Genomic DNA, 6,793 nt, shown 5'->3' with positions numbered 1-6,793 from the left:
CCGCACACGATCCAGTCGCCTTGCGAAAACGAGTTGTCAAAGAGTAGCATGACGGAAGCAAAGAAATTCGCCAAAATATCCTTAGTCGCAAGAGCCACCGCAAGGCCGCCGATACCAAGAGACGCGATGATGGCGCTAACGTTAAATCCGAGCTTGCTAAGCACGATAAGCAGCGCGATAACGAAGATGATGAAATAGATGATCTTTAGGATCAAATTTATCACCTCTTTGCGCCCGCTTTTTTTGGTGAGCTCGTTGATGAGCACCATGCCGTAGCCGTTTAGTACGCTAAGTATGAGCCAGGTAACGGCGATAACGAAAGTGATCGCTAGGAAATTTGCAAATTTTATCGGCATCGGAGCCGGATAATACGCGATCGAGACGCAGATATCTATCGCGTATGCGATAAGGGTGAGTAGCATCGGGCGCTTGATGATTTCTACGATGCGCCCTTTCGTCTGTCTATCCGAGTCGTGCTTGACGAAAAATTTCATTAACGCCCACAGCGTGAGCTTACTAAGCAGCGTCGTAAACGAGACGAAAAACAAAAATACTACGAATATAATCGCAGCCTTGCCAACGTTAAATTTGCTCGTAAACGAGGCCTTTTCGTTGATAAAATCTATCGCGGTTTTTAAATTTAGCTCGGAGATGATGTAGTTTGACGTGAGCAGCTCGGCGTTATCGCGCAGATAGTGGAGTATCTCCTCCAGCGTCTTTTTGTGCGCCTCTAGCGCGTCTAGCTCGCTTTTATGCGCCAAGGCTACTTCTTCGCTTAGCGAGTCTTTAAAAGCCTTAAACTGTGCGTAAAACTCCGTCTGAAAGCTAAGCAGCGTCTCCTCGACGGCAAGTTTGACGTTTACGGCTTTGCCGCCCTCCTTAAAGATATTTTCCAAATTTAAAAGCGAGGAGTAAAATAGCTCATCAAGCCGCATACGCTCAAGCTCAAGCATGTTTTTGACGTATAAATTTTGATTGCTAGAGTTTTTTAGCTTTTTGGTTTTCGTCTCTAACTCTTGCATCTCTTGTTTAAAATTTTGCACCTGCTCCTCGTCGATTTCGATTTGCATGACGAGATAGGGGATCTGCTCGATCAGTTTTTCTTTTTTCTCTAAGACCGTTCTAAAAAGCACGTTTTTGTCGGCGGTTTCGTTGTTTTCGGCCGACTGAGCCTTGATAACGGCGATCTGCGCGTTTGCTGCGTTGATTTGATTTACGACGCTTAGGATGTCTGTCGCGTTTAGATCGTCGCTTGCGGTATTTGCAAACAAATTTAAGCTAAAGCACAGTGCAAAAACGGCGGCTAAAATTTTTCTCATTTCTCGACTCCTAGCAGTTTAAAGCTCTTTGTTACGAAGTTGTAGTTGTAGATTTCGCCCGTTTCTATTATGTAGTGCCAGGCGTAAATTTTTAGCTCCCCGTCTCTAAATTTAGCCTTGACGTCGGGATAGCTCAGTAAATTTTCAAACGAATTTACAAGGCTAAGTCGCTCGGTTATCCACTCTCTTTTTGCGATATTGTCGCCAAAAAGCTTTTGTACGCGCTTTTTTACGGGCTCTAGTAGATCAAGCCAGCGCTTTACGTTTGGCGTTTTGCTAAATTTAGCCTCATCCATCCACAAAGCCGCGCAGCCGCCGCAGTTGCTGTGCCCGCAGATGATGACGTTTTGTACGTTTAGCGTTTGCAAGGCATACTCGATCGCCGAGGTCGTAGCCAAAAACTCCTCGCTTTTGCGGTATGGGGGCACGATGTTTGCGATATTTCGCACAACTACTAGGTCGCCAGGAACCGTGTTTGTTATAAGGCTAGGCACCACGCGCGAATCGATACAGCCGACAAAAAGAGTGTGCGGCGTCTGTTTCTCGCCTAGGCTTTCAAAAAGCTCCTTATGCTCCAAAAAATCCTCTTCCATAAATTTAACTGCGCCGTCTAAGATACCTTGCATCTGCTTTCCCGTATAAAAAATTATAAAATATTATATCAAAAACGTTTCAAAGTTCGTTAAAATTTTTTAAAATGCTTTTCGCGCGTCAAATTCAGCGATCTTTTATATTTTATTTACCTATTTTTGGCTAAATTTGCGTCAAAATTTAAAAAAGGAGAAAAAATGAGTTTATATGACAGAAACTATGCAAACTCAAGAGAGCACGAGGTTGCGAGCGAATATTCGCAAAGCGCGCTTAGCACGTTTATCAAGCAAACCTATCAGCTTTTCGCGGCTTCGCTTTTAGCAGCCAGCGTCGGAGCTTACGTCGGGCTTTATAGCTCGCTGGGAGCTACGGTAGCGGGCAACTACTGGCTATTTGTGATACTTGAGCTAGGACTTTTGGTCGGTTTAATGTTTGCCAAACGCAAAGCGGGCTTAAATTTAATCCTGCTTTTTGCCTTTACTTTCGTTAGCGGACTTACGCTTACGCCTATTTTGGGACGCACTTTTGCGATGCCCGGAGGCGCGGCGATAGTGGCTCAGGCCTTTACGCTTACGACGGTAGCATTTGGCGGACTTAGCGTATTTGCGATGAACACCAAGCGCGACTTTACGACGTGGGGCAAGATGCTTTTCATCACGCTTATCGTTTTGCTCGTGGCTATGCTACTAAATTTATTCTTCAAAAGTCCGATTTTTCAGGTAGCGCTATCGTGCGTAGCTGCTGTTTTATTTAGCGCGTATATCCTTTACGACACGCAAAATATCATCCGCGGCAACTACGAAACTCCGATCGAGGGCGCAGTTGATCTTTACCTTGATTTCTTAAATTTATTCGTTTCATTACTTAGAATTTTAGGATTTTTTAATAGCGATGACTAACGAAGAGCGGCTCTACCGCGTAATAGACGCAAATTTAAACCGCTTAAAAGAAGGGCTTAGAGTCGTCGAGGACGTCAGACGTTACGGCTTTGACGACCTAGCCCTCGCTAAAAAAATAAAAACTCTCCGCCACAAGGCAAAAATCCCGCAAAAAGAATTCTTAAAATTTCGCGACGCCGCAAACGACGTGCTAAAACCGAGCCTAAAAGAGGAGCAAATTCGCCTAAATTTGGACGATTTGCAAACCGCCAACATCAAACGAGCGCAAGAAAGCGCAAGGGTTTTAGAGGAGTGTTTTAAACTCATCGACGTTAAAATTTCCGAGATTTTTAAAGCCGTGCGCTACGAACTTTATGAGATAGAAAAAGAAATTTAACCCAAATTCAAAACTTTTTTAGTATAATCGCGACTAATTTTGAAAATTTAAAAGGATTTTTATGGATTCGCTTTTTTTAGTATTGCAGTTTATTTTCGCGGTAGTTTTGACGATCGCCGTTTTGCTTCAGAAGAGTTCCTCTATCGGCCTAGGCGCGTACAGCGGTAGCAACGAAAGCCTATTTGGCGCAAAAGGACCGGCCGGGTTTTTGGCTAAATTTACTTTCGTTGTGGGCGTTTTATTTGTCCTAAACACCCTAGCGTTAAGCTACGTTTACAACACGCAAAGCAGCAAATCTCTCATAGATAGCGTCGATACTTCGTCGCTACCTGCGGCTCCAGAAGCAGTCGTTCCGCAAGCTCCTAGCGCTCCTGCAGCTCCAGAAGCTCCAGCAAGCGAGCAAAAATAAGGCGCATTGGTGAAAAAATTAGTTTCCGCGCTTGTATTTTTTGTGGCGGTGGCGCAGTTTGCATTTGCAGACGCACATATCTTTAACTATCATAGATTTGACGACGATAGACACCCGAGCACCAACGTCTCTATTAAAAATTTACGCGAGCAGTTTGATTATTTTAAAGAAAAAGGCTATGAGATCATCCCTCTCTCAAAGCTCGTGGACGCTATCAAAAACGGCGAGCCGGTATCTGATAATTGGGTCGTTTTAACGGTAGATGACGGCTACAAAAGCTTTTACGAAAAAGGTTTGCCGGTATTTTTAGAGTACGGATATCCGTTTGCGCTGATGATCTACGTCGAGGCCACCGCGCGAAAATACGGCGACTTTATGACCTTTGAGCAGATCAAAGAGATGGAAAAATACGGCGAAGTCGGCTATCACTCCTACGGTCACTTGCACATGGTCGGTCTTAACGAGGAAAAATTAAAAAACGACTTTGAGGACGGCATAGGCAAATTTGAAAAAAATATGGGCTACAAGCCGCGCTATTTTGCTTATCCTTTCGGCGAATATAATGACAGGGTACGCGATGTAGCAATTGAGCACGGCATCGAGGTAATACTGAGCCAAAACTCGGGCGCGGTCGCGGCAAACAGCGATCTGCACGAACTAGACAGGATACCTGCAATGAACGGCACTCACCTGCCGTCTGCGCTTGCGAGTAAATTTTTAAAAGCCGAATGGATACTGCCGCAAGACTATCCAAAAGACAATAAAATCAGCGAACTTATCATCAAAACCGACGAGAACGCGACACACGGATACTTCTCGATGACAGGGCAAAAAACAAAAAAAGTCAAGCTTGAAAACGGACAGATGACGCTTAAATTTAACAAGCCGATCGACCGATATAAAGTAAGAATGAGCCTTAAGGTAAACGGAAAAACGACGACCAAAATTTTAGTAAAGGATATAAATGCTGAATGAAATTTACAAAAAACAAAAAGAGCATAGCGATAAGTGCATCGAGGGTCTAAAACGCGACTTTAGCACGCTTCGCACGGGCAAGGTAAATATAAGCATAGTCGATAATATTTACGTAGATTATTACGGTAGTCAAACCCCGCTAAACCAAGTCGCCACCGTACTAACGAGCGATGCTAGTACCATAAGCATAACGCCGTGGGAAAAACCGATGCTAAAAACCATCACCGCAGCGATCTCTGCGGCAAATATCGGCGTAAATCCGAACAACGACGGCGAGAGCGTGAAGCTATTTTTCCCTCCGATGACGGTCGAGCAACGCCAAGAAAACGCAAAGCACGCTAAGGCATTCGGCGAAAAAGCCAAAGTCAGCATCAGAAACATCAGAAAAGACGCTAACGACGAGGTAAAAAAGCTAGAAAAAGATAAAGCTATCACCGAGGACGAGAGCAAAAAAGGACAAGACGAAGTCCAAAAGATCACCGACAGCTACACGTCAAAGATCGACTCGCTCGTAAAAGAAAAAGAGAGCGAACTTTTAAAAGTCTAAATTTATATGCGGCTTGTTAAATTTGACGAGCCGCTTTTTTTATAAAACCTTCCGCTATTTCGCATTTAGCATAAATTTTAGTCCGCTTTTGCTACACCCCAAAGCGCGTTTATTTATTTCGCCCAAATTTTAAATTTATCACGCCATACTCGCTTTTACCAAAATTTATATCCAAATTTAAAATTGCTAGCCGTTTTTTGCTCGGTAGAGGCTTATAATAATGCAAAATCGCAAGCCGCCAAAAGCTCAAAAAATAGTAGCTTAAGCGCGCTTAGGGTAAAATTCGCTCAAATTTTACAAAGGAAAAACGATGGATTTAGAGAAAATTTACAAGGATGCGGGCGCGTATTTGCAGGGTCATTTTTTGCTTAGCAGCGGCAACCACTCGCAGTTTTATCTGCAAAGCGCCAAAGTACTCGAGGATCCTCAGTTAGCAGGCGCTCTAGCAGACGAGCTGGCCGCCGTCATCGAAAAATCGGGCGTAGAGTTTGACAGCGTCTGTTCGCCCGCTCTAGGCGGAATTTTGGCGGGTTACGAGCTAGCTCGCGCGGCAAAAAAGCGCTTCATCTTTACCGAGCGAGTAGAGCGAGTGATGAGCCTGCGACGCGGTTTTGAGGTGAGAGAGGGTGAGCGATTCGTCGTCTGCGAGGACATCATCACCACAGGCGGCTCGGCACTAGAGGCAGCGCGCGTGATCGAGAGCCTAGGCGGCAAGGTCGTGGCGTTTGCCGCGCTTGCTAATCGCGGCTTTTGTAAGGTTGCAAATTTAGCCGGCAGCGTCGCAAAACCCAGCGCCAAACTGCCTGCCGACAAGCCGTTTTTTGCGCTTGGAAACTTTGAGTTTGAGATTTACGAGCCCGCAAACTGTCCGCTCTGCGCCGATGGAAGCAAGGCGATAAAGCCTGGCAGCAGAGGGAATTAAATTTTCAAATTTCGCGGTTATGTTTGATTTAGCCCCGCAAATTTAGATGTATTTTGCAAGCGTCAATGAATACAAACCGATCGCAAATCAAATTTGACTCGGTCATGCTGCATTCCGCGATATTTTGAGCGATAAATTTGACGATAAAGTAAAATCGGCCGTTGCGTTTTATAAGTCGCGATCGGAGCTGGATTAAATTTGCGTTGCCGTTTTTGCGTATTTAGCGACGATCGTCAAATTTAGATAAATTTACGCCTCGCGCAAGAGCGTCCTAAAATTTATGAATTTAAAATTTGGCGCGAGATAAACGCTTAAATTTAAAATCCGCACTTTATAAATTTTATGGAGCTAATAATAAACCAAGCGTAAGCAGGCTTGATGAAAAAATGCGCGGGGCGAAAATTATTAATCGTCGTAAACGGGCGTTCAGATAAAGACAAACAAAGGCGGCAGATATCGTAAAGATTACGCCAGGCAAAACGCATAATCTGGCAGCAAACGAAGCGCCATTTACGAGCAGAGCAAGGTTGGCTGGCTAAGACGGTGCGAGCGGTGCTCAAGCGGAAAAGAGCTGTAAATTTGCCATGCCAAAGAGGCGACGCATAAAAGCAGAGCGTAAATTTGCTGCAACAAAAGTAAAAGAGCATAAATTTAGGCGGTAGCGATCAAATTTGACGCTCAAATCCAAAACATGTACCCAAAATAAAGCAAAAAAGGAGTAAAATTGGCGAAACAAAAAGCGCAGCTAGCCGGCA

At 44.5% G+C, this 6,793-nt stretch carries 8 protein-coding genes; 6 read left to right on the top strand and 2 right to left on the bottom strand.

The features are described 5' to 3' along the window. A partial coding sequence (locus tag Q0338_RS00170) for a mechanosensitive ion channel domain-containing protein (protein ID WP_298085007.1) occupies positions 1-1,319 on the bottom strand: 1,319 nt, incomplete at its 3' end. Then, entirely contained in the window at positions 1,316-1,945 is a 630-nt protein-coding gene (locus Q0338_RS00165) for a carbonic anhydrase (RefSeq protein WP_122862367.1), read from the bottom strand. The genes Q0338_RS00165 and Q0338_RS00170, both read right to left, overlap by 4 nt. Before the next feature lie 162 nt (positions 1,946-2,107). Between Q0338_RS00165 and Q0338_RS00160 the strand changes: the two genes are divergently transcribed. The 6 genes from Q0338_RS00160 to pyrE all read left to right on the top strand — a co-directional run bounded on the left by Q0338_RS00160 (position 2,108) and on the right by pyrE (position 6,038). Continuing rightward, on the top strand, positions 2,108-2,809 hold the full coding sequence (locus Q0338_RS00160; protein WP_298085006.1) for a Bax inhibitor-1/YccA family protein: 702 nt from the start codon (positions 2,108-2,110) through the stop codon (positions 2,807-2,809). Further along, complete coding sequence (locus tag Q0338_RS00155; protein ID WP_298085005.1) at positions 2,802-3,185, top strand: thiamine-phosphate pyrophosphorylase; 384 nt, start codon at positions 2,802-2,804, stop codon at positions 3,183-3,185. The genes Q0338_RS00160 and Q0338_RS00155 overlap by 8 nt, the downstream gene beginning before the upstream one ends. 61 nt (positions 3,186-3,246) lie before the next feature. Continuing rightward, positions 3,247-3,594 (top strand): preprotein translocase subunit SecG, encoded by a 348-nt coding sequence (gene secG / locus Q0338_RS00150; RefSeq protein ID WP_298085004.1) that lies wholly within the window; start codon positions 3,247-3,249, stop codon positions 3,592-3,594. A 9-nt stretch (positions 3,595-3,603) separates the two neighbouring features. Further along, complete coding sequence (locus Q0338_RS00145) at positions 3,604-4,569, top strand: polysaccharide deacetylase family protein (RefSeq protein ID WP_298085003.1); 966 nt, start codon at positions 3,604-3,606, stop codon at positions 4,567-4,569. Beyond that, entirely contained in the window at positions 4,559-5,116 is a 558-nt protein-coding gene (gene frr, locus Q0338_RS00140; protein ID WP_122862362.1) for a ribosome recycling factor, read from the top strand. The genes Q0338_RS00145 and frr overlap by 11 nt, the downstream gene beginning before the upstream one ends. A 310-nt stretch (positions 5,117-5,426) precedes the next feature. Next, positions 5,427-6,038 (top strand): orotate phosphoribosyltransferase, encoded by a 612-nt coding sequence (gene pyrE / locus Q0338_RS00135; protein ID WP_298085002.1) that lies wholly within the window; start codon positions 5,427-5,429, stop codon positions 6,036-6,038. Positions 6,039-6,793 lie beyond the last annotated feature (755 nt).

Origin of the sequence: uncultured Campylobacter sp. (assembly GCF_938018145.1) — a bacterium.
Taxonomy (GTDB): Bacteria; Campylobacterota; Campylobacteria; order Campylobacterales; family Campylobacteraceae; genus Campylobacter_A.
Note: the sequence above shows the minus strand (reverse complement) of the source record. Positions and strands in the feature narration are given on the sequence as shown.